Below are 26,044 nucleotides of genomic sequence, written 5' to 3'. Positions count from 1 at the left end.
ACCAGAAAGGTTAGTACAATGTCAGATATCGTTCTCTCGGCGTCAGTCCGCCAGAACCTGCTGTCGCTTCAGTCGACCGCAGACCTGTTGTCCACGACGCAGAACCGCCTTGCCACCGGCAAGAAGGTCAACACTGCGCTCGACAACCCGACCAACTATTTCACCGCTGCTTCTCTCGACAACCGCGCGAGCGACATCAGCAACCTCCTCGACGGCATCGGCAACGGCGTGCAGGTCCTTCAGGCCGCCAACACCGGCATCACCTCGCTGCAGAAGCTGGTCGATTCCGCGAAGTCCGTCGCCAACCAGGCGCTGCAGGCGACCGTCGGCTACTCGACCAAGTCGAGCATCTCGGCGACGATCACCGGCGCGACTGCTGACGATCTGCGCGGCACGTCTTCCTACGTGAACGCCCAGGTGACCGGTTCGGTTGTGAACAACAACCTCGCCACGCCGGCTGCGATCACCACCGCGACCAAGCTGGTCAGCGCGGCGACCTCGGATACCCTGGCGACGACACCTGCCGACGGCAGCACGATCACCGTCAACGGCAAGACCATCACCTTCTCGACGGCGCAGACCACCAAGACCACGGATGGCAGCGGCAACGTGACGATCGGCGTCGGCGCCGGCAGCACGCTCACCGTCGGTGACGTTCTGTCCTCGATCGACACCATCACCGGAGCGGCCACCGCGTCCTCGATCGCGGGTGGCCAGTTGCAGGTCAGCACCGGCACGGACGCCGATCTCCAACTCGGCGGCACCGCACTGAGCGCGTTCGGTCTTAGCACCGCAACGACCCCTCGTGGAACGACGACCCCGGTCGGCGGCTTGACGTTGTCGTTCGGCGCCGTCGGCACCGGCACCGCGACCACCATCACCTTTGGTGACGGCACCGGCGGTACGGTCAAGTCCCTCAACGACTTGAACGCCAAGCTGTCGGCTGACAACCTGCTCGCCACGATCGACTCCAGCGGCAAGCTGACGATCACGACCACGAACGATGCGGCTTCGTCCGCCATCGGCACCGTGACCGGCACTGCGGCTGGCGCTGGCAAGGCGTTTGAGAACGCTTCCACCGGCGGCACCGCTGCTACCGGTGGCGCTCCGATCCAGGACGCTTCGGCCCTCGCGGTCCGTGCGAACCTGGTGTCGCAGTACAACAACATCCTGGATCAGATCACCTCGACCTCCCAGGACTCGTCGTTCAACGGCGTCAACCTGCTCAATGGCGATCAGCTCAAGTTGACCTTCAACGAGACGGGCAAGTCCACCCTGAAGATCCAGGGCGTGACCTTCAACGCCGCCGGCCTTGGCCTCTCGTCGCTGACCGCGGGCACGGACTTCCTCGACAACTCGTCGGCGAACTCCGTGATCTCGAGCCTCGACAAGGCCAGCTCCACGCTGCGCACCGAAGCTTCGGCTTTGGGTTCGAACCTCTCGATCGTGCAGATCCGTCAGGACTTCTCGAAGAACCTGATCAACGTGCTGCAGACCGGTTCGTCGAACCTCACTCTGGCCGACACCAACGAGGAAGCGGCGAACAGCCAGGCGCTGTCGACCCGCCAGTCGATCGCGGTGTCCGCGCTCGCTCTCGCCAACCAGTCGCAGCAGAGCGTGCTGCAGCTGCTCCGCTAAGCGAAGCGAACAGCCAAACAGAATCGAAGGCGGGGGAAACCCCGCCTTCTTTTTTTAACCCACCATTAACCATAAAGGCCGCAGTTTCGGTTTCGACAGCCCCTTGAGGATCGCGAGCGAAACCGCGCCGATGAACCGCCAGCAGCGCCGAGCCGCCGCCAAATCGAATACGTCGGGCGCTCTTCAACCCGCGGCCGCATTGCAACTCGGCATCGCAAGTCATCAGATCGGCCGTCTGGCCGAGGCCGAAGGTTATTATCGTCAGGCACTTGGCGGGCAGCGCCAGCAGCCCGATGCCCTGCATCTGATCGGTGTGGTTTTCATGCAGACCGGCCGGTTGGCGCAGGGGGTCGAGCTGATCCGCCGCGCCATCGCCCTCAATGGCACCAATGCCGAATATTTCGGGAATTTCGGCACAGGCTTGAGTCGCCTCGGGGATCTCGATGGCGCCGCCGATGCCTATCGCCGGGCGATTGCGCTCAATCCGGGTTTCGCGGCGGCCTTCCATGACTACGGTAATGTGCTGCTCGGGCAGGGAAAGCCTGATGAGGCGCTCACCTGTTACACACGCGCGATCGGGATCGACCCGTTCTATGCGAGCGCCCATCACCAGCGCGCGAAAGTCTTGCAGACATTCGAGCGCCACGCCGAGGCTCTTGCGGCTTTCAATGAGGCGCTTGCGATCAAGCCGGACAATGTCGAGGCGCTATGCCGCCGGAGCACGGTGTTGTTCGCGCTGAAGCGCTTCGACGAAGCGCTCGCAAGCGTCGAGCAGGCCAAGAGGGTGGACCCGACTTACGTCGAGGCGTTCAATATCTGCGGGAGCACGCTGCATCGTCTTGACCGCTTCGATGAAGCGCTTGCAAGTTTCGCGCATGCGCTGTCGCTCGATTCCGAGCGCCCCGAAGTGCTGCTCAATCGATCCGCGACGTTCGACGAGTTGCATCGTTTTGAGGAAGCGGCGCTCGATCTCGATGCCGCGCTGACGATCAACCCGCAGTATGCCGAAGCGCATTGGAACGAAGGCCTCCATCGGTTGCTGCTCGGCGATTATGCCTTGGGCTGGCAAAAGAACGAATGGCGCTGGAAATGCCCGGCGCTGAAGTTGCGTGATCCGGGATACAGCGAGCCGCTGTGGCTCGGTGAGGAACCAATCGCGGGCAAAACCATCCTGCTGCACAGTGATCAGGGACTCGGTGACGCGATTCACTTCTCGCGCTATGCGACGATGGTGGCGGCCAAGGGCGCGCGTGTGATCCTGTATGTCGAGCCGCTGCTCAAGGACGTGCTGAAGGATATCGAAGGAGTCGCGCAGTGCCTCGGAAAGGACGAACCGCTGCCTGCCTTCGACATGCATTGTCCGCTGTCGAGTCTGCCGCTCGCGTTCAGGACGACTGCCGACAACATTCCCTCCGATGTTCCATATCTCCGCCCCGAGCTTGACCATGAACGATGGCGGGAGCGGCTTGCCGGAACGCATACGCCGCGCGTCGGGCTGGTGTGGTCGGGTAATCCCAATCATGCCAACGATCACCGCCGTTCGATCGCATTCGCGCAGCTTGCTCCATTGCTTGGTCTGCCGATGACTTTTGTCAGCCTGCAAAAGGATATCCGCCCAGTAGACCGCCTTGCGATGGCGCAACATCCGCAGGTGCTCGATCTCGGCAGCGAAGTCGAAAATTTCACGGATACAGCAGCGTTGCTGTCGTGTCTTGATGTGGTGGTGAGCGTCGATACCAGCGTCGTGCATCTCGCCGGTGCACTCGGCTGTCCGGTATGGGTGTTGTTGCCCTATACGCCCGACTGGCGCTGGCTGCTCGATCGGCAGGACTCTCCCTGGTATCCAAGCGCGCGGTTATTCCGGCAGGATGCAGCGCGAGATTGGTCTGCTGTGATCGATAACGTACGTGTTGCCCTGCAGAGGATTCCTTCGTTTCCGAAGCCTTCATTTCAAGCGAAAACGGAAGAGTGTCAGAGCACCAGTAATCTTATTTTAAGCCATTAAGTTTACACATTTTAACAGAGATAACCAAGGTTGGGATCCTCGATGTCGAACGCCGCCAACGCTTACGCCCGTGTTGCTCAAACCACGTCTTCTCCGCGCGAAATCGAGGCTCAGGCGCTGCTCAAGGCCGCGCGCCAGCTTCAGGACGTGATGAGCAATTGGGGCAAGGCGGGCACGGACGTTTCCGGCGCATTGCTGTTCAACCGCAAGCTCTGGTCGATCCTGCTCAGCGCGGTCACCAGCGACGAGAGCCCGCAGAGCATCGAGATCCGTCAGAACATCGCCAATATCGGCACGTTCGTTCTGTCGCAGACGGCGGAAATGCAGATCGCACCGAAGCCGGAATTGCTCAAGCCGCTGATCGAGATCAACTGCAACCTCGCCGCCGGCCTGTCCGGCCGCGCCTGATCGCAGCGAGAGAGACGCCTGTGGCCGACATCTACAGCATCATCTCGTCAAACTACGTCACCGTCGGCAGCAACATCGCGGGTCTGGCGAATTCGAGCACGCCTTACGTTCCGGTCGATGCGAGCCTGTATCAAGGCTCATGGACTGGAGCCTATGCGGACAACACCAAATTCACGATCCAGATTTCGAACGTGGATGGTTTCCGCGCTAAGGTCCGCTACCAGAGCGGTGCAACGCTGAAATATCAGGACGTTTTGATCAAGGACAACTCGTTCAAGTTCGGGGATTCGAAGTTCACCCTGACTGACACGGGCAAGGCCCAGGTCAAGACCGTAATGACCAATGCCGCGACCGGCGCGCAGACGCTCGAGACGGCCTACGCCACGATGAGCTGAAGCCTTTATTGGGTTTGAAAGCAGAGACAAAAAACAGGCCGCAGGAAATCCTGCGGCCTGTTTTGTTTGGATGGATCTCCGCCTTTATGCCTGGCGGTCGGCGTGGCGTTGAGCTTTTTTTTCTTCCTTGGCTTCGTCCTGCGCGCGCAGATAAGCCCGCGCCCGCAACCGCGTCTCATCAGGGTACTGATTGACGACGACGTTGGTGCGGTTGTCCACCACCTGATAAACGACTTCGGCGGCCGCCCGATCGATCATGATCTGATGGCCGAGACTGGTGTTGGCGCGCGGGTCCGAACTGTTGGTCTGGACGTTCGACGCCGCGATCACGGCCTTGTCCGAATTGAGTTGCGTCGGAACGGCCGACTTCGCAGCGTCAGGCACCTGCTGCACGACAGCAGGCGTCACAACCGATGCTCCCACCGGCCTGATGCTGAAATCCGTGCTCATGGCAGCCTCCTGGCCTCCTGTGAGTCAAAGTGCTTTCCTTTGCGGAGCACTTTGGAACAGGAAGTCTGAAGGCAGCGCTAGGACGCGCGTCGCAATTTAAATCGAATTGTCTCGTTCGCGCGTAAAACGAGAGCGGCATTGCGGATTCCCGCTTGTGCGGGAATGACGGGGAGGGGATTAGAGCGAGCGGCTGACCGTGAGCGGCGCGGCGTAGCGATGGTTCGGCGCGGCGCGCTGACCGGCGGCGGTATAACCTTGCGGATTGCGGCGGCGCTGGATTTCGCCGTTCACGCCGCGAATGATGCCTTCCGAGACCGCGTGCGCGGTGGCGAGCACGGTGAGGTTGATCTGCAACATGGCGCGGAACGTATCGTGGTGGCGATGCAGCGCCGCCAGCAGGTCCGGCGTCGAGCGCTTGAGATAGGCGGCGCTGTGCTTGATCTCGGACACGGCGCGCATGTAATCGCGCGAGGCTTCGCCCTTCTTGGCCTCGAGCATTATCGCCTCGCGAACCTTGCCCGCGCGCACCAGTTCCGTTTCCCGCTCGACGATGTCGAGCAGGCTCGCCATGATGTTCATCAATCCGTCCGCGAGCCGCCGCGCGTCGGCCGGTGTCGATGCCGGGACGATCGGTGCGGGAGCGGGGGTTTGGGAAAGCTCGGCGTTCATCTGAAACTCCCGGCGCTAAGCCGCCTTGTTGGCCTGTTGCGTGATCAACATGCGGTAGACTTCATTGCCGATGCCGATGCCGCCGGCTTTTGCGAATGAGCGGGCGTACTGATCGACCATCATCGAGCGCCAGACCCCGGTGCTCTGCGTGTCGCCGAACGGGCCTTCGCCTTTCACGCCCGACATCATCTGCGAGAACATCGAGTTGAGGAACACCGCCTCGAAATCTTCCGCCTTGGTTTTGGCCTTGGCCTGATTTTCCGGCGAGACTTTTGCCAGCGCCTGGGCGAATACCGGATCGGGGCGGCCGTTGACGAGCGGGATGGAGGATGATGCGTTCATCACATCACCTCGATGTCGGCCTGGATCGCGCCTGCGGCCTTGATCGCCTGCAGGATGCTGATCATGTCGCGCGGCCCGATGCCCAATCCGTTGAGGCCATCGACGAGTTGCTGCAACGAGACGCCGTCCTTCACGAGCGCGAGCTTCTTGCCGTCTTCCCGAACACCGACACTGGTGTTGGGCGTGACCACGGTTCGCCCGTTGGCGAACGCATTGGGCTGGCTGACCTGCGGGCTTTCCGAAATCGTCACGGTGAGGTTGCCTTGCGCCACGGCGACGGTGTTCACCCGCACGTCGCGGCCCATGACGATGATGCCCGAGCGTTCGTCGATCACGATCTTGGCGCCCATGTCCGGCTCGACCTGCAACTGCTCGATCTCTGTCAGGAGTGCGACGACGTTGCCCTTGAACTCCGCGGGGATGCTGAGCTGCACCGTGGAGGGATCGACAGGCTCCGCGATCTTGTCGCCGAGATAGTCATTGACGGCGGCGGCGATGCGCTTGGCTGTGGTGAAATCGCTGTTGCGCAACGCAAGGCGGACGTTGGGAAGCTTGTTGAGCGCGAACTCGATCTCGCGCTCGACCAGCGCGCCATTGGCGATACGCCCGTTGGTGGGCACGCCCTTGGTGACGCTGGCCGCCTGGCCTTCCGCCTGGAAGCCGCCGATCGCAAGCGAGCCTTGCGCGACCGCGTAGACGTTGCCGTCGGCGCCGAGCAGGGGGGTGACGAGCAGGGTGCCGCCTTGCAGGCTCTTGGCGTCGCCCATCGCCGAGACGGTGACGTCCATCCGCGTGCCTTGCGTCGCGAAGGCGGGCAGGTTGCCGGTCACCATCACGGCGGCGACGTTGCCGGTGCGGATCGTGGCGCCGCGAATGTTGACGCCCATGCGTTCCAGCATCGCCTGCAGCGATTGCTTGGTGAAGGGGATGTTGTTGAGGGTGTCGCCGGTGCCGTTCAGGCCGACGACGAGGCCGTAACCGATCAACTGGTTCTGGCGCACGCCTTCGATATTGGCGAGATCCTTGATGCGCGATGTCGCATAGGCTGGCGCGATCGCGATCAAGACCGCGATGGCCGCTCCGCACAGCGCCTGAAATAGCCGAACCATCCTCGCTCCCCGCTGAGGTTCTGTCTCACTGGTCCGCCCGCTCCCACAGGAGAACCGGGAAGTGTCTTGCGAGAGCCGTGCCAGTTTCCGGCGAATATGGCGCTTTGAAATTGCTTGGTTTTTCCAGCCGGGTACGAGTTTCGGGCCCGGTGCGGGTGCTCCGAACTTGCCGGACCGGCAAATTCTGCCGGGTCGTTTAGGAATTCTTAACCATGAGGGCGCAACTCTGCCGCCATAGCTCGTGTGTCCCTTCGTCGGGCTGAGAAGTTGCACAGCAACTAGGCCACCGGCCGAGCGAGACGATCATGCGAATCAACGGACCCAACGGCACCACTTTCGGAGCGCCCGCCTCGGGCGCGCGGCGGACAAGCACGGGCGGCTTTACGCTCGACGAACTGACGACGGCGACCGAGACACGCGCCGCAACCGCGCCGCGCGCGGCCACCGGCATCGATGCGCTGCTGGCGCTTCAGGGCATCGAGGAAGACCCGACCCAGCGCCGTAGGCGCTCCGTCGCGCGCGGCAAGAGCGCGCTCGATCTGCTCGACGACCTCAAGATCGGGATGCTGTCGGGGACGCTGGACTCCGCCATGGTCAACCGGCTGCGCGGAGCGGCGACCGACTTGAAGATGAGCTCGGGAGATGCGGGGCTCGATCAGGTCCTGTCGGAGATCGAACTGCGCGTCGAGGTCGAGATCGCTAAAGCTGCGCGGTGAAATAGCGCGGCAGGCTCCAAAAGGCGGCGGAAACGCTCTGGCGGCACCCGGCGAGAGTTCCTGTTTTTTCGCCAAAATACCTGTTCTGCAGGCATTTTTGGCAATTCTATCCCCAGTTCCGCAGTTAACGGGGGCATAGCCCAGGCCGGGGCATTTCCCTGTATTGTCTGTCATGGATCGCCGCTATATAAGCACCGCCCGGCGACCCGGATCGCCCTGGCTGGGGATGAGAATCGGTGTTGGAAAAAGTGAAGGCCTATAAACCGTCGGAGAAGGAGCCGTTCATGAATGAACGGCAGCGCGAATACTTCCGCGCCAAACTTCTCGCCTGGAAGGAAGAAATCCTGCGCGAGGCAAAGACCACGCTTCAGCAGTTGCAGGAAGAAAACGTCAATCACCCCGATCTTGCCGATCGTGCATCGTCGGAAACCGATCGCGCCATCGAACTGCGTGCCCGCGATCGCCAGCGCAAGCTGATTTCCAAGATCGATGCCGCGATCCAGCGCATCGAGGACAATACCTACGGTTATTGCGAGGAGACCGGCGAGCCGATCTCCTTGAAGCGGCTCGAAGCGCGGCCGATCGCGACGCTGTCGGTCGAGGCGCAGGAACGCCACGAGAAGCGCGAAAAAGTCTATCGCGACGAATAGGGCTGAAAGCCCGATCCCGAAACAGGCGCGCGCGGCGGAATGCCGGGCGCGCCTTTTTGTTGATGTTCTTTGCTTAGGAACTCGCGCGCTACGGCGCGCCTTGCGTTCCGTGGCTGATGACGCTGGCGATGGGTTTATGTCGGGTCAGGCCTAACCGCTTTCGCCACCCGGAAGCTGGTGTATGAGGCCCTTCTCCTCGTTCAGAACATTATCCTTCCGCAGTTGTTCTTGCGTCTTGCTATCCAAATGATCTTTGCTTTCCTTCTGGCCTGACATTGGCGGAGGGTGTCCGGTACTCTGAGGGTGGGTTTCATGACCCCTGGGAGTCTGCCTGCCTTGGCTTTCTTGATTGTAGCCCGACATCACGCGCTCTCCTTCGGTTATCGCTAACCAAGGCGACAACGGCGATCACGTTCCATCCCGCCGTTGAATTATGTCTATGCCCCACGAAACGGTCGCGGCCTTCGCCAGGGGGGGCGATGCTAATTCAAGAAGCGCGTTTCTTTAGCTTGCTTCTTGGCTGCTGAGATTTTCGCTGTGTCGAATTTGTGTCAGCCATGATGCCAGTGATCGTGGCGTCTTCGGCTGCATGTCCGTATGTGTCAAAGACGTGCCCCCGAACGCTTTTCCAGCCGCCGCGCTTGGCTGTCGTAACCGGATCGACGCCCGCATGAAGCATCGCTGTTGTGAATCCGTGGCGACAGCTGGAAAGCCAAATAGGAAATGCCAGCTTTCTCGATCGCGGCTTTCCATGCGCGGAATACCAACCGACCGTTCGTGATAGAAAAACACAGGCCGGATCTTGGTGCGCTCAAGATTGCCCAAAGCAATAATCAGACGGCAGGTGGCCCCAGGCGCGCATCGCGATTGCCGGGGTGCTGTTGATGCTGGCCGCATTCGGCTTCATGCCGAATTGAACTTCCCGCCGTGCACCGGGTTACGTCCACACCTCCCGGACTCAGGCCCGCCCCGGATGCCTCCGGCGGCGGGCTTTTTTCTATGGCTCGGCGTGGCCGCACCTTCCGCGTCCATCATCTGGCGCGTTTCAATTATCTTTTGGATTTGTCGGTTTCGGCTCTTTTGCGAGTTCGTTGCGGATCAATTCGGCAACGGATTTGCGCTTGACCTCGTCGGTCGTCTCATCAAGCACCTTTCGGTAAAGCTTGAGATTCTCCGTATGGAGGAACTCTTCCATCGCAGCCTCCTGGGCGGGGGACGGTGGCGCCACGCTGCGCTCAATGAGAGCCGGAGTCCAGCATTAAGCCCGCCCTCAATGCTCGGAGCGGCGGGCTTTTTCTTATTACCAGTAGCGATAATGATGGTGATGATGGTGCCTGCGGTAATACGCTCGCGAGTGGCGATAGCGGCCCGACCGCAGCCCCTCATAATACGATCCCGTCGTAACGCCCGCTGGATCGCGCGACCGATCCATTGAGGATGCTGAACGGGGCGCGTTTGGAACGATTGAATAGTCCTGCGGCGCTGCTATGGACGGCACCGTCATCACTGAAATGAATCCTACGGCTAACAATAGCTTTTTCATGATTTCCTCCTCTGTGAGGACTGAAATCAGCGAGGACGCCGAAGGTTCCGCGTCTCCGGTCCATGAACTTGCAAGGCTGCAATCATAAAAGCCCATAACAACGCTGTTTCCTCGCATCAGTAAAACGGCCGCGGCCTTCGCCAGGGGAGCTAGCGAAGGCCGCGTCGTAGACGCCTTTCCATGCCTAGGTTCACGGATCGGCGTGGGAGCTCGGAAGATCGCGAAGGGAGAGTTCGCGATCAGAACGGAAGCAGGATGTCCATCACCTGTTGTCCGTAGCGTGCCTGCTGGACGTCGGTGATCTGGCCGCGCCCGCCATAGGCGATGCGGGCCTGCGCGATCTTGCTGGAGTCGATGGTGTTGTCGCTCTGGATGTCCTCGGGCCGCACGATGCCCGCGACCACCAGTTCGCGGATTTCATAATTGACGCGAATCTCCTGCTTGCCTTCGACCACGAGGTTGCCGTTCGGCAAAAGCTGCGTGACCACGGCGGCGACGTTGGTCTGCAACGCTTCCTGCCGCGTGATCGAACCCTTGCCGTCGGTGGAGGAGGTGGAATCCGTCGTCAGCATGTTGCCCGAGGTGTTGGTGCCGGGCACCTTCTTCACGCCGAAGAAGCTTGTGATGTTGGAATCTTCCGTACCGGACCTGCTGCGCTGGGTTTCGTTGGCGATGTTGGCCTTGTCGGTGATGTTGACGGTGATGGTGAGAATGTCGCCGACCTGATGGGCGCGCTGATCCTTGAAGAAGGCGCGCGAGCCGTTCCGCCACAGCGAGTTGGGGTTGTAGGATGCGGGCTGCGGCGTCGGCATCGGCATCGATACCGGCTTGTAGCCTGCCTTTGTCGTCGGGTTGTCGATCGACGACAGCTTCGGTTGCTCGCCGACATTGGCGAGGCGCTCGAGCGAGGAGCAGCCACCGGCGAGGCATCCGATCATCGCGAGTGCGGCAGCGGTGCAGAGAAGATGACGCTTTCGATGCCTGTACATTACTCGATCTTTCCGGTTGCGACGGAGTTGGCGGCGAGAGTCGCGGGCCGCATGACGCGCGGCTGGGCGGCGATGATGGCGACCTGACCCGGTCCGACCACAATGCCCTGCACGGTACGTTTCGATTGCAGATTGAGGACGTTGACAGTGTCGCCCTTGGTGCCGGCCTCGAGCGCCTTGCCGCGGCCGGTGAGATAGATGCCGGGTGCCTCGTAGATCAGCGTGATCCCCTGATCGCGCGTCACCAGATCGGCCTTGGCGAGATCGAGGGTCCGCAGCGCCTGTCCGGCGCGCATCGCGCGGCGCATCTGCATGCCGATCGCGCGGTCGAGCGAAACTCCATCGGAGCCCACTTCGGATTTGGGACGGCGCTCGATGCTGACGTCGGATGCCTTGATGATGTCGTTGCGCTCCATCGGCCGCATCAGCACGGCGGCCTGCACGGTCTCGACCGCGGTACCGGTGAAGCGCAGCTTCGCGGGCGAGGACGAGGTGTCGCTGGCGATGTCGAACAGCACGTCGAAGCGGCCGCTGCGCGGGTCGTAATAGGTGGCCACCGCGATCATTTCGCCGGTGAGCGCCGGATCGAGCTGGATGTCGCGCAGTTCGCGGTCGAAGGTGAGCGACAGGTTTTCGGGATCGCCAAGGCCACCGCGATGTGCGAGCGCCTTCGCCACCTGCTGCTCGATGTCCTTGGCGGGCAGCGGACGCGAGGCGCGGGTGATCGCGACTTCCTTGAGGCTATGGGTATCGACGCCGACCACCTGATTGGCACGCAGCGTCTCGATCAACTGCGCGGTGCGCACCATGCCGGTGGTGCCGAGGTCGGGCGCGCGATAGATCGCGATCTGCGCGGCGGTGCCTGCGTTGTCGACGAGATCGCCGATCCGCACCACGTCGCTCGAGATCACGACACTGGCGCGCAGCGAGGGGCCGTGGATCACGTCCTGCACGGGGTCCGCGAGAGCGGGCGAAGCGGCGAGCAGGAGTGCGGCGAAGGCGAGGCCGGTCTTCACGATGGTGTTTGTCATGATCGTGCTCATGGCTTAGCGCAGCATGCCGGTGGTGGATTGCATCATCTGGTCGGCGGCGCTGACGACCTTGGCGTTCATCTCGTAGGCGCGCTGGGCCGCGATCAGGTCGGAGATTTCGGACACCACCTCGACGTTGGCCTGTTCGAGGTTGCCTTGCTGGATGTCACCGAAGCCGTCGGCGTTGGCGAGGCCGTCCTGCGGCGGGCCGGAGGCCGGCGTATCGGTAAAGAGGTTGTCGCCGATCGACTGCAGGCCGGCCTTGTTGATGAAGCGGGTGAGGGTGATCTGGCCGAGCACCGAAGGCGTGGTCGATCCCGGCAGGATCACCGACACCTGGCCCTGCGCGTTGATCGTGAGCTGCGAGGCATTCTGCGGAATCGAGATGGTCGGCTGCACCAGATTGCCTTGCGCGTTGACGATGCGGCCCTGTCCGTCAGTCGTGAAAGAGCCGTCGCGCGTGTAGGCGTAGGTCGAGTCCGGCAACTGGATCTTGAAATAGCCTTCGCCGCGGACTGCGACGTTGAGATCGCCGCCGACCGGGGACAGCGTGCCCTGCGTCATCAGGCGCGGCGTGCCGACGGTCTTGACGCCGCCGCCGATGTCGATACCGACCGGCAGTACCGTGCCCTGATCGGAGGCTTGGGCGCCGACGCGCTGGACGTGCTCGTAGAGCAGGTCCTGAAAGCTCGCCATCTGCTTCTTGTAGCCGGTGGTGCGCAGGTTTGCGATGTTGTTGGAGATAACCTGGACGCTCAATTCCTGAGCGGCCATTCCCGTCGCGGCGGTGTAGAGAGCGCGCATTGTTCAATCTCCTTAGGCCGGGACGTCGGCGAGGGACTGGATCGCGTTCTTCCGCAGATCCGCCTGCTGTTGCATCAGGTTCGAGATGTTCTGGTAGGTGCGGGTGATTTCCAGCATCCGGCTCATCTCGGCGATCGCATTGACGTTCGACCGCTCGATGAAGCCTTCCTTGACGGTGGACACAGTGTCGGCCTGCCCGGTGACGTTCGCGGGCGCCGCGAATAGGTTCGAGCCTTCCTTCTGCAATTGCTGCCGGTTGGCGAAGGAGGTGAGCTTCAGCTTGCCGCGCAGGGAGTCGGTCTGGGTGATCGTGCCTTCCAGAACCGTGATGGTGCCGTCGTCCGTGATCTTGATGTCGTGGTCGGTCGGCTGGAAGGTGATGACGCCATTGGTGCCAAGGACCGGATAGCCGCTGGAGTTGACGAGCTGGCCCTGCGAATTGATCTGGAAGCGGCCGTCGCGGGTGTAGCGCTCGCCGCCCGGCGTCTGGACCGTGAAGAAGCCCTTGCCGCTGATGGCGACATCGAGCGGGCTCTTGGTGTTCTCGAGCGGGCCTTGCGAAAAGTCGCGGACCGTCGCGCGATCCTGCACGAAGCTGACGCGCCGGTCGCTGCCGGGAGCGAAATTGTCTTCATGAGCGCCGCTGCGCAGATATTCCTCGAACAGCGAGGAATCGGACTTGTAGCCATTGGTGCCGACGTTCGCCACGTTGTTGGCGACCACGTCGAGCTGCCGCTCAAGCGTCATTTGGCGCGATAGCGCGATGAGAGTCGTGTTCTCCATCGCAGTTCTCCCCTTGCAAAACCGCGATTGGCCTCTCCCAAAGCCGATGGCGGTTCGTTAAACCGTCTGCTCTCCCAAGCGGCCGGTTCGGGTTGAGTAATGCGAGGGTCGTGCCAGTTTCGAAAACTGTTTGATTTCAAATCGATAAGTGAAGGAGAGGGGCGCGGGGCGGGCGGCAATAAGGTCTTGTTGACCATGTTTGCCCGGCAAAATTTTCCCAGTTCGGGACCAAAAGAAAGAAACCGTTAACCATTGGCACCTAGCGTCGAGCGATCAAGGCGCTCATGCGCCGGCGGCCTTTGTCTCGCGTATTCAAGCCAGTTCGGCACATCGGGCTCATCCTGACGGGACGGGCGATGGCAGACGAGGATCAGGTCGTAGAAGGCACCGAGGAGGTCGCGGCTGAGGCTGCGCCGAGCGGCAAGCGCAAGATCTTCATGATTGCAGGCGCGGTGGTGCTGACTCTCGCGGTGAGCGCGCTGGGCTGGTACGTGTTCCTGCGCGGCGGCCATGACGGGCAGCATGCCAAGGAGGAAGCCAAGGCCGCGCCGCCGGTCTTCCTCGACGTTCCCGATGTGCTGGTGAACCTCGCCAGCAATCCGGGCGAGCGCATCCAATATCTTAAGGTGAAGGCCGTGCTGGAGCTGAAGGAGGCTCCGCTGGTCGAGAAGGTGAAGCCGGCGATGCCGCGCGTCACCGATCTGTTCCAGACCTATCTGCGCGAGCTGCGCGCCAATGATCTGAATGGCTCGATCGGTCTGTTCCGGATGAAGGAAGAACTGACCAAGCGCGTCAATGCCGCGATCGCGCCGGAGCATGTCAACGCCGTGCTGTTCAAGGAAGTGGTGATCCAATGACGCCGGGTGACGTCGACCAGGACGCCCTTGCCGCCCAATGGGAGGGCGCGCTCGACTCGGAGGATCCGGAGGAGGCGGCTGCCGAAGCCGCCGCCAATGAACTCACGGAGTCGATGGCGGAACAATGGGCCGCCATGGTCGATGGCGGCAGCCGCGGCATCAGCGGTGGCAAGTCCAGCGGCGAGCGGGTGCTGTCGCAGGAAGAAATCGACAACCTCCTCGGTTTCAGCGACGGCGAAGTCCATCTCGAAGACCATTCCGGCATTCGCGCCATCATCGACTCGGCGATGGTCTCCTACGAGCGCCTGCCGATGCTCGAAATCGTGTTCGACCGTCTGGTGCGGTTGATGACGACGAGCCTGCGCAATTTCACTTCCGACAACGTCGAAGTTTCTCTCGACCGCATCACCTCGGTGCGTTTCGCCGACTATCTGAATTCAATCCCGCTGCCTTGCGTTCTCACCGTGTTCAAGGCGGAGGAGTGGGAGAACTTCGGGCTGTTCACCGTCGATTCTAGTCTGATCTATTCGATGATCGACGTGCTGCTCGGCGGCCGGCGCGGCCAGACCTCGCTGCGCATCGAAGGCCGGCCCTACACCACCATCGAGACCAATCTCGTCAAGCGTCTCGTCGAAGTGGTGCTGGCCGATGCCGAGCAGGCATTCCGGCCGCTGTCGCCGGTGACCTTTACCATCGACCGCCTTGAGACCAACCCGCGCTTCGCCGCCATCAGCCGTCCCGCCAACGCCGCCATTCTGGTGCGGCTGCGCGTCGATATGGAAGATCGCGGCGGTAACGTCGAACTGCTGCTGCCTTACGCCACCATCGAACCGATCCGCAACGTGCTGTTGCAGATGTTCATGGGTGAAAAATTCGGCCGCGACCCGATCTGGGAAGGCCATCTCGCCACCGAGATCGCGAAGGCGGAAATGTATGTCGATGCGGTGCTCTATGAAGCCGACATGCCGCTGAAGCAATTGATGTCGCTGAAAGTGGGCGACACGCTGCCGCTCGATATCCGTCCCGATGCGATGGTGTCGGTGCGTTGCGGCGACGTGACATTGAGCGAGGGCCGGATGGGCCGGGTCGGCGACCGCGTCGCCATCCGTGTGTCGAAGCCGCTGCACAAGCCGCACACGACCTACGCGATGTTCGAAAAGCAGGACGAACAAACCAAACTGATGGAGGCACAATGAACCACATGATGGGAATGGCCATCGAGAGCCTCGTTGCTCTCCTGCTGATATGGACGATCGCCTATTGCCGTATCCTCAACAAGCGCCTCAAGATATTGAAGGCGGACGAGCAATCGCTGAAGGCGACGATCTCCGAATTGATCACCGCGACCGAAATCGCCGAGCGCGCGATCGGCGGCCTCAAGGTCACCGTGCGCGAATGCGATGAGAATCTCGGCGCGCAATTGTCCGAGGCCTCCGATCTGTCCGGCTCGCTCGGCAAGCAGATCGCGGTCGGCAGCGAAATCCTCAAGCGGCTCTGCGACATTGCGGTGGCGGCCCGTGCCTCGGCTGAGGGCGGCGCATCCGCACGCACCGATGCGAAGTCGGTGGTCGCTGCGGCACAGGCCTTCTCCGAACGCCGGCGTGGTCTTGCTGCATGAAGAGTCTGCTCCGCGAATTCCGGGTCGTCCCGCTGCTCTTGATCGCGGCCAGTTGTCTGGCCGTGCTCAAGATCTCGGGCCTGCTTCTGGATGGCGGATATATTTTCCGGGATGACCCGCAGCGGCCGAAGTCCTGGGCGGAGAGCGCCCTGAACTTCCCGACGGGCCGTACCCATACGCTCGATATGTCCGACATCACCGGATCGGTCGAGAAGGCTCCGGAGTCGAAGCCTGCCGAAACAAGCCCTGTTTCGACGACCCGGCCCGAAGACGTCGCGGCGCAGCCCGATCCGGCGACGGCGGTGTCGCCTTCGGAACGCGCGGTGCTGGAGCGGCTGCAGGCGCGACGACAGGAGATCGAAACCCGCGCCCGCGAGATCGATATTCGCGAAAATCTCGTCAAGACCGCCGAGCAGAAGCTTGAGGGCAAGCTGCAGGAATTGAAGGCGACCGAAGCCCGCATCACGGCGGCCGAGGGTCAGAAAGCCAAGGCCGAGGCGGCGAAGCTGAAAGACCTCGTGACGATGTACGAGAACATGAAGCCGAAGGATGCCGCCAAGGTGTTCGACCGCCTCGACATCGCCGTTCTCTACCAGATCGCCTCGCAGATCGCGCCGCGCAAGCTGTCCGATATCGTCGGCCAGATGCAGCCGGAAAACGCCGAGCGGCTGACGGTCGAGATTGCGCGCCGGGCGGGCGGCGAGAAGTCGGCATCGCTGTCCGATCTGCCGAAGATTGAGGGACGTCCGGTCAATTAAAGGCAATCGGAAGCGCCATGATTAACAGCGCGTTAAACGCAGGATTCTAGGGTGGTCCGGTTATCCGGACCCCGGCGTTCGGGAGAGCCAAAGAGACGGACCACATGGCCGGGCAGGCGGCGTTGGAATCCATAAGCAAGCGGGGAGCGTTCGGACGGCTGGTCCGGGCGCGCGCTGTCATGCGTGCGGCCTTCTCGGTTGCCCTGCTGGCTGTCGTGCTGGCGTGGCCGGGCCGGGCGGTTGCCGATCCGGTGAAGGGCGAGGCGACGCTCACTCAAGAGAACGGTTACGCGCGCCTGCTGCTGCGTTTCACGGAGGAAGTGCCGACCGAAGTGTCGATGGCGGGCGCGATCATGGTCATCCGCTTCGCCAAGCCGGTCGATATGCCGGTCGATGCGCTCAACGATGCGGTGCCTGCCTATGTCGGCACCGCGCGGCGCGATCCCGATGGCGCTGCGATCCGTCTCGCGCTCAACCAGAAGGTCCGCGTCAATCAGATGACGGCGGGCGAGCGGGTCTATATCGACCTGCTGCCGGCGAAATGGGTCGGCCTGCCGCCGCCGCTGCCTGCCGAGGTGGTGAAGGAATTGTCCGAACGCGCGCTCGCCGCCGAGCGCATTCTGCGGATGCAGAAGAAGGTCGAAGCCGCCGAGAAGCGCCCGCCGGTGCGGGTGCGTACGGCGGTGCAGCCGACATTCGTGCGTTTTGTTTTTGAACTGCCGGAAGGCGTCAGCGTCTCGTCGTCGCTCAATGCGGACAAGTACACGCTGTCATTCTCGGCGCCGCTGACGTTCGATCTTGCCGACGCCCAGGTCGCGGCGCCTTCGAACATCAAGAGCATGAAGCAGTCGATCTCGGGCGACAATTCCGCGGTGGAGATCGCGCTGATCGGCGAGGTCGATGTTCACGGCTTCCGCGAGGAGCGCAATTATATCGTCGATATCGGCTTCGACACCGGCAAGGCGGGCATGGCCTTGAACCCGGCGCTCTCGCGCCCGGCAGCGGTGCAACCGGCGGCGAAGCAGGAAGCTACCGCGCCGCCTGCGAAACCTGCTGCGCCTGCAACGCCCGCTGCAACGGCACCGGCGGCATCCGCCGCTCCCGCGGCTGCGCCCGCAGCTTCTACCGCGACCACGGCGCCGCCGCCGGCACCAGCCGCGCCAAAGGCAGCCGACGATCACTCCGACCTGCCACGCAAGCCCAAGGAGGCCGAGGCGTCCAAGCCCGCGGACCTTCCCAGAGTGTCCGACGCGGCGGCGGCCAAGGCCGTGCCGCAGGCACCTGCGCCGCAAGCACCCGCGCCCAAGGATGTGGCGGCGGACCATCCCCCGCAGGGTGTCGTCGCCAAGCGGACCAGCGCCAATTTCAAGGTGACGTTTCCGTTTGGGAGCAGCGTGCCGACGGCTTTATTCAAGCGCGCGGACTCGATCTGGATGATCGTAGCGGATAACGGCCCGCTCGATCTGCAGCCGATCAAGACCGAAGGCGGAGCGCTGATCGCGGCGGCGGAGAGCGTGCCAGTACAAGGCGGGCAGGCGATCCGCATCAAGCTCAACCGGCCGCAACTGGCGTCGCTTTCGGGCGACCAGCAAGGACTCGTGCTGACGCTCGCCGATCAGGACATCGCGGCTTCGCAGCCGCTGGTCGCGGAGCGCAATGTCGGCGACCCGACCCGCGCCAATATCAGCATCGCGATTTCACAGCCCGGTCCGTTGCTGCGTTTCCACGATCCGGAAGTCGGCGACACGCTGTCAGTGGTGACCATGCCGCTGCCTGTGCGCGGCTTCCTGCGTCCGCAGAATTTTGTGGAATTCTCGTTGCTGGAATCGGTGCAGGGCGTCGCCGTCTCGACGAATTCGGACGATGTCAGTGTCGAAGCCCGGCCGGACAAGATCGTCATCAGCAAGCCCGGTGGGTTGACGCTGTCTGCGGCGACGGCATCCCCTGATCGCACGGGCACGCCGGGCGGTGCGGTGTTCGATCCGGCCGAGTGGAGCAAGAACCAGAAGGCAAGCTTCCTGCCGCGCCTCGACGAACTGATCGACGCGGCTTCCAATGCGCCGGACGACAAGCGTCTTGCGGCCAATCTCGCTCTTGGAAAATTCTATCTGGCGCGTGGCTTCTATCAGGAGGCCAAGGGCGCATTCGATCTCGCGCTGTTGAAGCCGCAGGCGCAGGACAACATGCAGCCGGCGCTGATGGCGCGCGCGGTCGCAGAGATTCTGGTGGGCCGCATCGAGCCCGCCATGAAGGATCTCAACAATCCGGTGATCGCAGGCTCCTTCGATTCGGAATTGTGGAAGGGGCTGGCGGCGGCGCGTCAGGAGAAATGGGCCGACGCACGGGAGAAGTTCAAGAACGTCGGGTCCGCGATCATCTCTTTGCCGCTCGATCTGCAGCGCATCATCCTGATCGAGGCGATGCAGGCCTCGCTGGAGGTGCGCGACTATGATGGCGCCGCCGCGCGCAGCAACGATCTTCAGACGATCGGTCCGATGCCGGAACAGGCGATGCGCCTGCGGCTGCTGCGCGGCCGTCTCGCCGAGGCGCTCGGGCGCGACCGCGATGCGCTGGCCGATTATCGCGCGGTGCGCGCCTCAAGCGACCGGCCTTCGGCGGCGGAGGCGGCGCTGGACGAGATCGCGCTCTTGCAGCGAAACAACAAGATCGAGCCGGACGCGGCGCTGAACGATCTCGAAACGCTGTCCGTGCTGTGGCGCGGCGACGAGACCGAGATTAAGAATCTGCAGATGCTCGCGCATCTCTATGCCGAAAAGGATCGCTATGCCGAGGCGTTCGCGGCGGCGATGACCGCGACACGGCTGCGGCCCAATTCGGAAGTCTCCCGCCAGATGCAGGATGAGGCATCGGCGCTGTTCGCGCAATTGTTCCTGAGCGACAAGGGCGACAGCCTGCCGCCGATCAAGGCGCTCGGCCTGTTCTACCAGTATCGCGACCTCACGCCGATCGGCCGTCGGGGTGACGAGATGATCCGCAGGCTCGCGGATCGCCTCGTGGCGGTCGACTTGCTCGATCAGGCGGGCGAGCTTCTGCAATATCAGATCGATCATCGCCTCGAGGGCGCGGCGCGAGCGCAGGTCGCGGCACGCCTTTCGATGATCTATCTGATGAACCGCAAGCCGGCGCGCGCCATCGCCGCGTTGCGCTCCACGCGCATCGGCGATCTTGCGGGCGAGGTGCGCCAGCAGCGTCTGCTGCTCGAGAGCCGCGCGCAGAGCGATGTCGGGCGTTACGATCTCGCTTTGGAGTTGATCGCGAACGTGCAGGGCCGCGAAGCGATCCGGCTGCGTTCGGATATCTATTGGGCCGCGCGGCGGTGGCGGGAATCGGCCGAGCAGATCGAGGTTCTGTACGGCCAGCGCTGGCGCGATTTCCAGCCGCTGACCGATAGCGAAAAGAGCGACGTCATTCGTGCGGCGATCGGCTACGCGCTTGCCAACGACGCGCTCGGCCTGTCGCGCTGGCGTGAGAAGTACGGGCCGAAGATGACGACCGATGCCGATCGCCACGCCTTCGACATCGCGTCAAAGCCGGGTTCGGCCGATCCGGCGGCGCTGGAACGCATCGCGAAAATGGCGGCGACGGTCGATACGCTGGACGGATTCCTGCGCGAGATGCGCAAGCGCTTCCCCGATGCCGTGGCGCGCGCGAAGATCCCGCATATACCCAGCGATGCGGAAACCACGGGCGCATTGCCCGCGATCGTCGGAAAAGTCTCGTCTGCGAAGTAACGCTGCGCGTCAGCCGCCGCCGTAGCTCTGCACCAGACTGCCAGCGACCAGCGACCAGCCGTCCACCAGCACGAAGAAGATCAGCTTGAACGGCAGCGACACCACCACCGGCGGCAGCATCATCATGCCCATCGACATCAGCACCGACGACACCACGAGGTCGATGATGAGGAACGGCAGGAACAAGAGGAAGCCGATCTCGAACGCGCGCTTGAGTTCGGAGATCATGAAGGCGGGGATAAGAATCCGCAGCGACATCTCGTCGGGCGTGGCCGGTGGCGGCTCGCGGGACAGGTCCATGAACAGCTTGAGGTCTTTTTCGCGGACGTTCTTCTGCATGAAGCCGCGCAGCGGCGCGATCGCGAGCGGCAGGCCTTGCTCGACGGTCAGCTGGTTGGCGATCACCGGCTTGACGCCGTCGTCATAGGATTTTTGCAGCACCGGGCCCATCACGAAGCCAGTGAGGAACAGCGCCAGCGCGATCATCACCGAATTCGGCGGCGCGGTCGCGGTGCCCATCGCGGTGCGCAGCAATGACAGCACCACCACGATCCGGGTGAATGACGTCATCATCACGAGGATTGACGGCGCGACCGAAAGCACCGTCAAAAGCGCGATGAGCTGAATCGCGCGCGCGGTGACGCCGCCGCCATCCGCGCCCTGGCCGAAATTGATGCTGATATCCTGCGCGAACGCAGGTGTGGCCAGCGTTGCGGCGATCAGGACGGAAAGGAAAAGAACTCTACGCGGAAGTTTTGCCGACCTCACGTCGGGTTCTTTGGGCGGCCGAGCAGGCTCGCCATCTCGTCTTCGAGGTTCTCGAAGGCGGGGCGGGCCGGTTCGGCTTCATCGGGGGCATCGAGCGAAGCCGCGCGGGGCGCGGGTGCTTCCGGCGCGACCGGAGGCGCGCCGATCCGTTCCGATGAATTCACGCTGACGGTGCGCGTCTCGGTCGCTTCGATGCGCGTGCCTGGGCGGCGCAAGGCTGCCTCCAGCCGCTGCGCCATTTCGGCGAGGTTCTGGTCGGCGGCCGAAACCGGGTCGGACGCGCGCGGCGCGGGGCGTACGGGCGCAGCGGTGTCGAGGCGCGGTGACCGCGACAGGGAAGGCTCCAGCCGTTCGCTGCGCGGCAACGGACGTGACGCTGGGCGTTCGGCGCGCAACGCCGGTTCGGGGCGGACGACCGGCTCCGGTGCAGGCCCGGCAAGGGTGTCGTCGCGCGGGCGTTCGGGTGCGAGCGAAGGACCGCGACGCAGATCGTCGCTCAGCGACGGCCGCGCCGGGCGCGGTGCGGGCGGCGCCATGGTCGGCTCAGGGAAATCGAAAGATTCGGCGCGGTCGCTTGCAGGCTCCGGCCAGCTGGTATCCGGCAGAGGAACGCGCGGCGGCAGTTCGGTGCCTGCGGGGGTGCGCGGGGCGGCGGCATCCCGCGTTGCGCCGCTGCGCACGATGTTCGGCTCGACGACGATATCGCTCGGGCCGCCGATCATCAAAAGGTGTTCGACATTGTCCCGGCGCACCAGCACGAGGCGGCGGCGGCCATCGACGGCGGCGGCGTCGATCACGGCGAGGCGGGGCATCCGGCCACGGCTGTTGCTCGATCCGATTCCGCGTCCGGCGAAGCGGCGCACGAGGTAGGCGGCCGCGCCGATCAGCGCCAGTACGATCAGGATGGCGAAGAAAATCCATACTATCTGCGACATCCGGTGTGTCCTCGTTGGAATCCGATGGCTTCGAGTTTTGGGACCGGCATCGAAACAACCACCCGATCGGGGAGGAGTTTCGTGCCATCCGTTAATCTGTTCCGGCCGAAAAATACCGGAGACTGGCCCTCTTCATAAACCAGGAATCGGCCAAACCCAACCCTCAAGGCCGCGATATCAGGCACTTAGCGGGCCTTATCACGCAATCCTGTTGAAAATGAATGGGCTGGGCCGCCATCGCCACGTCACAACAGGTTAACGGCAGGGGTCATTTTAACTCTCCGTTAACCATACAGGCGGCAAATTCTGCCTAGCTGCGGCGTGAGGCCGAAGCGCATCCGGCGGAGGCCGTCATGGCGATCACCGATCTTCCGATGTTGTCGATGCTGCGGACCAAGATGCAATGGCATCAGGAGCGCCAGCGCGTTCTGGCCGAAAACGTCTCCAATTCCGATACCCCGAACTTCCGTCCGCGCGATCTGGTCGAGCCGACTTTCGACAAGACCGGCATCAACGGCATGCATGAAATCTCGATGGTTCGCACCAGCGCCAACCACATCCAGGCGGCGGGCGTCAGCGAGACATTCGGCTCCAACACCGGCGGCTACGAGACGCGGCCCGCGGGCAACGCCGTCAATATTGAGGACGAAATGCTGAAGGTGGCGTCCAACCAGATGGACTACGCCGCCGCCACCTCGCTCTACACCAAGAGCCTCGATCTCATCAAAACCGCCATCGGCAAGCGCTAGGGAGATGCGTCATGGCTGAAAGCATGGACTTCCTCAAATCGATGAGCATCGCCACCTCCGGCCTGCGCGCGCAGGCGGGGCGGATGCGGGTGATCTCCGAAAACATCGCCAACGCCGATTCGACCGCGAGCACCGCGGGCGGCGATCCGTACCGGCGCAAGGTGCCGACCTTCTCCTCGACACTCGACCGCACGCTCGACGCGCAGGTGGTGTCGCTCGGCCGGGTCAAGACTGACACCACGTCGAGCTTCCGCATCAAGCATGAGCCGGGCAACCCGGCGGCGGACGCCAACGGCAATGTCAAATATCCAAACGTCAATTCGCTGGTCGAAATGACCGACATGCGCGAGGCGCAGCGGTCCTACGAGGCCAACCTCAACATCATCAGCGCGACGCGCCGGATGATCCAGCGCACTCTCGACATCCTCAAGGCCTGATCGGAAGGGATTCAATCATGGCAACGCCTTCAGTCGCAGCCAACGCCTATGCAAGCCTGTCACGCATCATGGACTCCGCCACGAGCTCCGGCGGGGCAGGGAAGATCGCCGGTACCAGCGGTGGTCCCTCATTCAGTTCTCTGGTGAAGGAAGCGATGAACGGCGTACTCGACGCCGGGCGCAAATCCGATGCGCAGACGGTGGCGATGGCGTCCGGCAAGGCCAACGTGATGGACGTGGTCACGGCGGTCGCCGAAACCGATGTCGCGGTGTCCACGCTCGTTTCCGTGCGCGACAAGGTCATCCAGTCTTACGAAGACATCATGAAGATGCCGATCTGATCGATCGTTTCGCTCTTACCCAAGGAAGACAGACATGACCGGCCCTGAAGTTCTCGAAGTGGCGCGCGATTCGATCTGGACCATCGTATTGGTCTCGGCGCCGGTCCTGCTGGTCGGCCTCGTGGTCGGCGTCGCGATCTCGCTGGTGCAGGCGCTGACGCAGATCCAGGAACAGACACTGGTGTTCGTGCCGAAAATTCTGGCGGTGTTCATCACGCTCCTGGTCGCGCTGCCCTTCATGGCGGATGCGATGCACAGCCACATGATGCGGATTTCGTCGCGAATCATCGGCGGATAAGACAGATTATGCGGCAGCCATGCGCATCGACATCTCATTCCTGCCGGCACTGGCGGCGACCTTCATGCTGGTCTTCGCCCGTATCGGCGCGATGATGATGCTGTTGCCGGGATTTGGCGAAGCCAACGTCCCGGTCCGCCTGCGCCTTGGCATTGCGCTGATGCTCACGCTCATCATGCTGCCGCTGCATCGCGCGGCCTATCACGTCGATCTGTCGTCCATGACGTCCGTGATGGTGCTGATGGTCCATGAGATCATCGTCGGCGTGGTGCTTGGCGCGACCGCGCGCTTTACGCTCGCGGCCCTGTCGGTCGCGGGCTCCATCATCGCCCAGCAGGTGGGGCTCGGGTTCGTCACCGCGGTCGATCCCACGCAGGACCAGCAATCCGTGATCGTGGCGAATTTTCTCACCATCCTCGGCATTGCGCTGATCTTCGCCACCGACACGCACTATCTCGTTCTGGCGGCGCTGAGCGACAGCTACACGCTGTTCTCGCCCGGTGAACTGATGCCGAGCGGCGATGTCGCGGCGCTGGCAACGAAGGCGTTCACTGTCGCGTTCAAGATCGGCGTGCAGTTGTCGGCGCCGTTCATCATTTTCGGTCTCGTCTTCAACCTCGGCCTCGGCATGCTGGCGCGGATGATGCCGCAGATGCAGGTCTATTTCGTCGGCGTCCCGCTCTCGATTCTTGCGGGCTTCCTGCTGCTCGGCGTCGTTCTCGTCGCCGTGATGGGCACCTTCCTCACTTATTTCAGCGGCGTGATGCACCAGCTCGCGCCGGTGAGCGGCGGAGGGTAGGCCGTGGCAGAGGAAGGCGACGAGGACAAAACACAGGACCCCACAGCCAAACGGCTGGAAGATGCTCACAAACGCGGCGACGTCGCCAAGAGCATCGAGGTCAACACATGGTTCATGATCGCGGGCGCGACCTTCATCATGTCGTCGTTCTCCGGATCGATCGCCAACAAACTTACGGTGCCGTTGAAGAACCTGCTGGAACATGCGGGGCGGATGAAAACCGACGGGCCAAGCCTGCTGCTTCTGGTAGGGCGGCTCGAGACCGTGATGCTGACGGCGCTCGGCATTCCGTTCGCGCTGCTGATCGTCGCTGCGGTCGGCAGCCATCTCATCCAGCACCGGCCGGTCTGGTCGGTCGACCCGATCACTCCGAAATTCAGCAAACTGTCGCCAATGTCGGGCGCGAAGCGGCTGTTCGGCAAGCAGGCGGCGGCGAATTTCGCCAAGGGGCTGTTCAAGGTCATCGTCCTCGGCGTCGTGATGGCGATGGTGATGTGGCCCGAGCACGAACGCGCCGACGTGATGGTGCGGATCGATCCCAGCCTGATGCTCGACCTGACGCGCTCGATGGCGCTGAAGCTGATGGGCACGGTGGTGGCGATGCTCGCGATCGTCGCCACGCTGGACTATCTGTTCCAGTACCGGAGCTGGTTCGAGCGGCAGAAGATGTCGCTTCAGGAAGTGAAGGACGAATACAAGCAGTCCGAAGGCGACCCCCACATCAAGGGCCGCATTCGCGCCCTGCGCGTGGCGCGGATGCGCAAGCGCATGATGGCCGCGGTGCCGACCGCCTCTGTGGTCATCACCAACCCGACCCACTACGCGGTGGCGCTGAAATACGAGCGCGGCATGCCCGCGCCGATCTGCGTTGCCAAGGGCGTCGACCTGATCGCGTTCAAGATCCGCGAAGTTGCGGCGGCCCACGATATTCCGGTGGTGGAGAACGTGCCGCTGGCGCGTGCGCTCCATGCGTCCGTCGAGATCGACGACGAGATTCCGGTGGAGCATTACCATGCGGTCGCCGAAGTCATCGGCTATGTCATGAAGCTGAAGCGAAGCCTGCGGCGAAACTGAGGACCGGACTGACGTGGCGCTTGCATTGCAGACCCCGATTCAGGCACTGAGGGCCTATTCTGCGCTGGTTTTCCGGACCTCGCGGCATGGACTCAAGGACTTCGGACCAGGACTTTTCGTGTCGCA

General features: G+C 62.8%; 28 protein-coding genes. 17 read left to right on the top strand and 11 right to left on the bottom strand.

Features of this window, described 5'->3' with window-relative positions; translation table 11 throughout:
• Window positions 1-18: 18 nt before the first annotated feature.
• From AFIDRAFT_RS00590 to AFIDRAFT_RS00575, 4 genes are all read left to right on the top strand, one after another.
• Window positions 19-1,638, top strand: coding sequence for a flagellin N-terminal helical domain-containing protein (locus AFIDRAFT_RS00590; RefSeq protein ID WP_009336984.1), 1,620 nt, complete (start codon window positions 19-21; stop codon window positions 1,636-1,638).
• Window positions 1,639-1,741: 103 nt separating this feature from the next.
• Window positions 1,742-3,643, top strand: a complete 1,902-nt coding sequence (locus AFIDRAFT_RS00585; RefSeq protein WP_245258095.1) for a tetratricopeptide repeat protein — start codon at window positions 1,742-1,744, stop codon at window positions 3,641-3,643.
• Window positions 3,644-3,685: 42 nt separating this feature from the next.
• On the top strand, window positions 3,686-4,051 hold the full coding sequence (gene flaF / locus AFIDRAFT_RS00580; protein WP_009336980.1) for a flagellar biosynthesis regulator FlaF: 366 nt from the start codon (window positions 3,686-3,688) through the stop codon (window positions 4,049-4,051).
• A gap of 20 nt (window positions 4,052-4,071) precedes the next feature.
• Window positions 4,072-4,446, top strand: a complete 375-nt coding sequence (locus AFIDRAFT_RS00575; RefSeq protein ID WP_009336978.1) for a hypothetical protein — start codon at window positions 4,072-4,074, stop codon at window positions 4,444-4,446.
• Between the two features lie 84 nt (window positions 4,447-4,530).
• Here the strand turns inward: AFIDRAFT_RS00575 and AFIDRAFT_RS00570 are convergent, their stop codons facing one another.
• The 4 genes from AFIDRAFT_RS00570 to AFIDRAFT_RS00555 form a co-directional block, all read right to left on the bottom strand.
• Entirely contained in the window at window positions 4,531-4,896 is a 366-nt protein-coding gene (locus tag AFIDRAFT_RS00570) for a hypothetical protein (protein WP_009336977.1), read from the bottom strand.
• A 177-nt stretch (window positions 4,897-5,073) separates the two neighbouring features.
• The gene (locus AFIDRAFT_RS00565) at window positions 5,074-5,565 is read right to left on the bottom strand and encodes a hypothetical protein (protein WP_009336976.1); all 492 of its coding nucleotides are present in this window, start codon (window positions 5,563-5,565) and stop codon (window positions 5,074-5,076) included.
• Between the two features lie 15 nt (window positions 5,566-5,580).
• Window positions 5,581-5,907 carry a flagellar assembly peptidoglycan hydrolase FlgJ gene (gene flgJ, locus AFIDRAFT_RS00560; protein ID WP_009336975.1) on the bottom strand — a complete coding sequence of 109 codons (327 nt, stop codon included), beginning with the start codon at window positions 5,905-5,907 and terminating at the stop codon, window positions 5,581-5,583.
• Window positions 5,907-7,016, bottom strand: a complete 1,110-nt coding sequence (locus AFIDRAFT_RS00555) for a flagellar basal body P-ring protein FlgI (protein WP_009336974.1) — start codon at window positions 7,014-7,016, stop codon at window positions 5,907-5,909. Before AFIDRAFT_RS00555 ends, flgJ begins: the two co-directional genes overlap by 1 nt.
• Window positions 7,017-7,321: 305 nt before the next feature.
• On the opposite strand from AFIDRAFT_RS00555, the gene AFIDRAFT_RS00550 reads away from it, so the two are divergent.
• Together AFIDRAFT_RS00550 and dksA are read left to right on the top strand one after the other, a co-directional pair.
• Complete coding sequence (locus tag AFIDRAFT_RS00550; RefSeq protein ID WP_009336973.1) at window positions 7,322-7,732, top strand: flagellar assembly protein FliX; 411 nt, start codon at window positions 7,322-7,324, stop codon at window positions 7,730-7,732.
• Window positions 7,733-8,016: 284 nt separating this feature from the next.
• Entirely contained in the window at window positions 8,017-8,382 is a 366-nt protein-coding gene (dksA, locus tag AFIDRAFT_RS00545; RefSeq protein ID WP_002715155.1) for an RNA polymerase-binding protein DksA, read from the top strand.
• A gap of 1,045 nt (window positions 8,383-9,427) precedes the next feature.
• Here dksA and AFIDRAFT_RS19925 read toward each other — a convergent pair.
• From AFIDRAFT_RS19925 to flgF, 5 genes are all read right to left on the bottom strand, one after another.
• Entirely contained in the window at window positions 9,428-9,577 is a 150-nt protein-coding gene (locus AFIDRAFT_RS19925) for a hypothetical protein (protein WP_009336971.1), read from the bottom strand.
• Between the two features lie 587 nt (window positions 9,578-10,164).
• Complete coding sequence (gene flgH / locus AFIDRAFT_RS00535) at window positions 10,165-10,914, bottom strand: flagellar basal body L-ring protein FlgH (RefSeq protein WP_009336969.1); 750 nt, start codon at window positions 10,912-10,914, stop codon at window positions 10,165-10,167.
• Window positions 10,914-11,945, bottom strand: coding sequence for a flagellar basal body P-ring formation chaperone FlgA (flgA, locus tag AFIDRAFT_RS00530; protein WP_009336968.1), 1,032 nt, complete (start codon window positions 11,943-11,945; stop codon window positions 10,914-10,916). Before flgA ends, flgH begins: the two co-directional genes overlap by 1 nt.
• 15 nt (window positions 11,946-11,960) lie before the next feature.
• Complete coding sequence (gene flgG / locus AFIDRAFT_RS00525; protein ID WP_009336967.1) at window positions 11,961-12,749, bottom strand: flagellar basal-body rod protein FlgG; 789 nt, start codon at window positions 12,747-12,749, stop codon at window positions 11,961-11,963.
• Between the two features lie 12 nt (window positions 12,750-12,761).
• Window positions 12,762-13,532 carry a flagellar basal-body rod protein FlgF gene (gene flgF / locus AFIDRAFT_RS00520; RefSeq protein ID WP_009336966.1) on the bottom strand — a complete coding sequence of 257 codons (771 nt, stop codon included), beginning with the start codon at window positions 13,530-13,532 and terminating at the stop codon, window positions 12,762-12,764.
• 356 nt (window positions 13,533-13,888) lie between these two features.
• Here flgF and fliL point away from each other — a divergent pair, with 356 nt between their 5' ends.
• The 5 genes from fliL to AFIDRAFT_RS00495 all read left to right on the top strand — a co-directional run bounded on the left by fliL (window position 13,889) and on the right by AFIDRAFT_RS00495 (window position 20,517).
• A complete protein-coding gene (gene fliL, locus AFIDRAFT_RS00515; protein WP_009336965.1) occupies window positions 13,889-14,389 on the top strand; it encodes a flagellar basal body-associated protein FliL in 501 nt (166 codons plus the stop codon).
• Complete coding sequence (fliM, locus tag AFIDRAFT_RS00510) at window positions 14,386-15,585, top strand: flagellar motor switch protein FliM (RefSeq protein ID WP_009336964.1); 1,200 nt, start codon at window positions 14,386-14,388, stop codon at window positions 15,583-15,585. Before fliL ends, fliM begins: the two co-directional genes overlap by 4 nt.
• Window positions 15,582-16,007: a DUF6468 domain-containing protein gene (locus AFIDRAFT_RS00505; RefSeq protein ID WP_009336963.1), complete on the top strand. Its 426-nt coding sequence runs from the start codon at window positions 15,582-15,584 to the stop codon at window positions 16,005-16,007. Before fliM ends, AFIDRAFT_RS00505 begins: the two co-directional genes overlap by 4 nt.
• A complete protein-coding gene (locus AFIDRAFT_RS00500) occupies window positions 16,004-16,765 on the top strand; it encodes a MotE family protein (protein WP_009336962.1) in 762 nt (253 codons plus the stop codon). The genes AFIDRAFT_RS00505 and AFIDRAFT_RS00500 overlap by 4 nt, the downstream gene beginning before the upstream one ends.
• A 104-nt stretch (window positions 16,766-16,869) precedes the next feature.
• Window positions 16,870-20,517 (top strand): hypothetical protein, encoded by a 3,648-nt coding sequence (locus tag AFIDRAFT_RS00495; RefSeq protein WP_009336961.1) that lies wholly within the window; start codon window positions 16,870-16,872, stop codon window positions 20,515-20,517.
• A 9-nt stretch (window positions 20,518-20,526) separates the two neighbouring features.
• On the opposite strand, the gene fliP is transcribed toward AFIDRAFT_RS00495, so the two are convergent.
• Window positions 20,527-21,285: a flagellar type III secretion system pore protein FliP gene (gene fliP, locus AFIDRAFT_RS00490; protein WP_009336960.1), complete on the bottom strand. Its 759-nt coding sequence runs from the start codon at window positions 21,283-21,285 to the stop codon at window positions 20,527-20,529.
• A complete protein-coding gene (locus AFIDRAFT_RS00485; RefSeq protein WP_009336959.1) occupies window positions 21,282-22,220 on the bottom strand; it encodes a flagellar biosynthetic protein FliO in 939 nt (312 codons plus the stop codon). Before AFIDRAFT_RS00485 ends, fliP begins: the two co-directional genes overlap by 4 nt.
• Window positions 22,221-22,573: 353 nt before the next feature.
• Here AFIDRAFT_RS00485 and flgB point away from each other — a divergent pair, with 353 nt between their 5' ends.
• The 6 genes from flgB to flhB are packed head-to-tail and all read left to right on the top strand — an operon-like array spanning window position 22,574 to window position 25,918.
• Entirely contained in the window at window positions 22,574-22,969 is a 396-nt protein-coding gene (gene flgB, locus AFIDRAFT_RS00480; protein ID WP_009336958.1) for a flagellar basal body rod protein FlgB, read from the top strand.
• An 11-nt stretch (window positions 22,970-22,980) separates the two neighbouring features.
• The gene (gene flgC / locus AFIDRAFT_RS00475) at window positions 22,981-23,406 is read left to right on the top strand and encodes a flagellar basal body rod protein FlgC (RefSeq protein ID WP_009336957.1); all 426 of its coding nucleotides are present in this window, start codon (window positions 22,981-22,983) and stop codon (window positions 23,404-23,406) included.
• A 17-nt stretch (window positions 23,407-23,423) separates the two neighbouring features.
• The gene (gene fliE, locus AFIDRAFT_RS00470) at window positions 23,424-23,747 is read left to right on the top strand and encodes a flagellar hook-basal body complex protein FliE (RefSeq protein WP_009336956.1); all 324 of its coding nucleotides are present in this window, start codon (window positions 23,424-23,426) and stop codon (window positions 23,745-23,747) included.
• 34 nt (window positions 23,748-23,781) lie between these two features.
• Entirely contained in the window at window positions 23,782-24,045 is a 264-nt protein-coding gene (gene fliQ, locus AFIDRAFT_RS00465) for a flagellar biosynthesis protein FliQ (RefSeq protein WP_009336955.1), read from the top strand.
• 19 nt (window positions 24,046-24,064) lie between these two features.
• Window positions 24,065-24,844 carry a flagellar biosynthetic protein FliR gene (gene fliR / locus AFIDRAFT_RS00460; protein ID WP_009336954.1) on the top strand — a complete coding sequence of 260 codons (780 nt, stop codon included), beginning with the start codon at window positions 24,065-24,067 and terminating at the stop codon, window positions 24,842-24,844.
• 3 nt (window positions 24,845-24,847) lie between these two features.
• Window positions 24,848-25,918, top strand: coding sequence for a flagellar biosynthesis protein FlhB (flhB, locus tag AFIDRAFT_RS00455; RefSeq protein ID WP_009336953.1), 1,071 nt, complete (start codon window positions 24,848-24,850; stop codon window positions 25,916-25,918).
• The last annotated feature ends 126 nt before the right edge of the window (window positions 25,919-26,044 follow it).

This window comes from Afipia sp. 1NLS2, assembly GCF_000178995.1.
Taxonomy (GTDB): Bacteria; Pseudomonadota; Alphaproteobacteria; order Rhizobiales; family Xanthobacteraceae; genus Afipia.
Note: the sequence above shows the minus strand (reverse complement) of the source record. Positions and strands in the feature narration are given on the sequence as shown.

Coding starts and splice junctions, on each gene's coding strand:
- AFIDRAFT_RS00590 (WP_009336984.1), top strand. CDS start 19: ATGTCAGATATCGTTCTCTCGGCGTCAGTCCGCCAGAACCTGCTGTCG.
- flaF (WP_009336980.1), top strand. CDS start 3,686: ATGTCGAACGCCGCCAACGCTTACGCCCGTGTTGCTCAAACCACGTCT.
- AFIDRAFT_RS00570 (WP_009336977.1), bottom strand. CDS start 4,896: ATGAGCACGGATTTCAGCATCAGGCCGGTGGGAGCATCGGTTGTGACG.
- AFIDRAFT_RS00565 (WP_009336976.1), bottom strand. CDS start 5,565: ATGAACGCCGAGCTTTCCCAAACCCCCGCTCCCGCACCGATCGTCCCG.
- flgJ (WP_009336975.1), bottom strand. CDS start 5,907: ATGAACGCATCATCCTCCATCCCGCTCGTCAACGGCCGCCCCGATCCG.
- AFIDRAFT_RS00555 (WP_009336974.1), bottom strand. CDS start 7,016: ATGGTTCGGCTATTTCAGGCGCTGTGCGGAGCGGCCATCGCGGTCTTG.
- AFIDRAFT_RS00550 (WP_009336973.1), top strand. CDS start 7,322: ATGCGAATCAACGGACCCAACGGCACCACTTTCGGAGCGCCCGCCTCG.
- dksA (WP_002715155.1), top strand. CDS start 8,017: ATGAATGAACGGCAGCGCGAATACTTCCGCGCCAAACTTCTCGCCTGG.
- AFIDRAFT_RS19925 (WP_009336971.1), bottom strand. CDS start 9,577: ATGGAAGAGTTCCTCCATACGGAGAATCTCAAGCTTTACCGAAAGGTG.
- flgH (WP_009336969.1), bottom strand. CDS start 10,914: ATGTACAGGCATCGAAAGCGTCATCTTCTCTGCACCGCTGCCGCACTC.
- flgA (WP_009336968.1), bottom strand. CDS start 11,945: ATGACAAACACCATCGTGAAGACCGGCCTCGCCTTCGCCGCACTCCTG.
- flgG (WP_009336967.1), bottom strand. CDS start 12,749: ATGCGCGCTCTCTACACCGCCGCGACGGGAATGGCCGCTCAGGAATTG.
- flgF (WP_009336966.1), bottom strand. CDS start 13,532: ATGGAGAACACGACTCTCATCGCGCTATCGCGCCAAATGACGCTTGAG.
- fliL (WP_009336965.1), top strand. CDS start 13,889: ATGGCAGACGAGGATCAGGTCGTAGAAGGCACCGAGGAGGTCGCGGCT.
- fliM (WP_009336964.1), top strand. CDS start 14,386: ATGACGCCGGGTGACGTCGACCAGGACGCCCTTGCCGCCCAATGGGAG.
- AFIDRAFT_RS00505 (WP_009336963.1), top strand. CDS start 15,582: ATGAACCACATGATGGGAATGGCCATCGAGAGCCTCGTTGCTCTCCTG.
- AFIDRAFT_RS00500 (WP_009336962.1), top strand. CDS start 16,004: ATGAAGAGTCTGCTCCGCGAATTCCGGGTCGTCCCGCTGCTCTTGATC.
- AFIDRAFT_RS00495 (WP_009336961.1), top strand. CDS start 16,870: ATGGCCGGGCAGGCGGCGTTGGAATCCATAAGCAAGCGGGGAGCGTTC.
- AFIDRAFT_RS00485 (WP_009336959.1), bottom strand. CDS start 22,220: ATGTCGCAGATAGTATGGATTTTCTTCGCCATCCTGATCGTACTGGCG.
- flgB (WP_009336958.1), top strand. CDS start 22,574: ATGGCGATCACCGATCTTCCGATGTTGTCGATGCTGCGGACCAAGATG.
- flgC (WP_009336957.1), top strand. CDS start 22,981: ATGGCTGAAAGCATGGACTTCCTCAAATCGATGAGCATCGCCACCTCC.
- fliE (WP_009336956.1), top strand. CDS start 23,424: ATGGCAACGCCTTCAGTCGCAGCCAACGCCTATGCAAGCCTGTCACGC.
- fliQ (WP_009336955.1), top strand. CDS start 23,782: ATGACCGGCCCTGAAGTTCTCGAAGTGGCGCGCGATTCGATCTGGACC.
- fliR (WP_009336954.1), top strand. CDS start 24,065: ATGCGCATCGACATCTCATTCCTGCCGGCACTGGCGGCGACCTTCATG.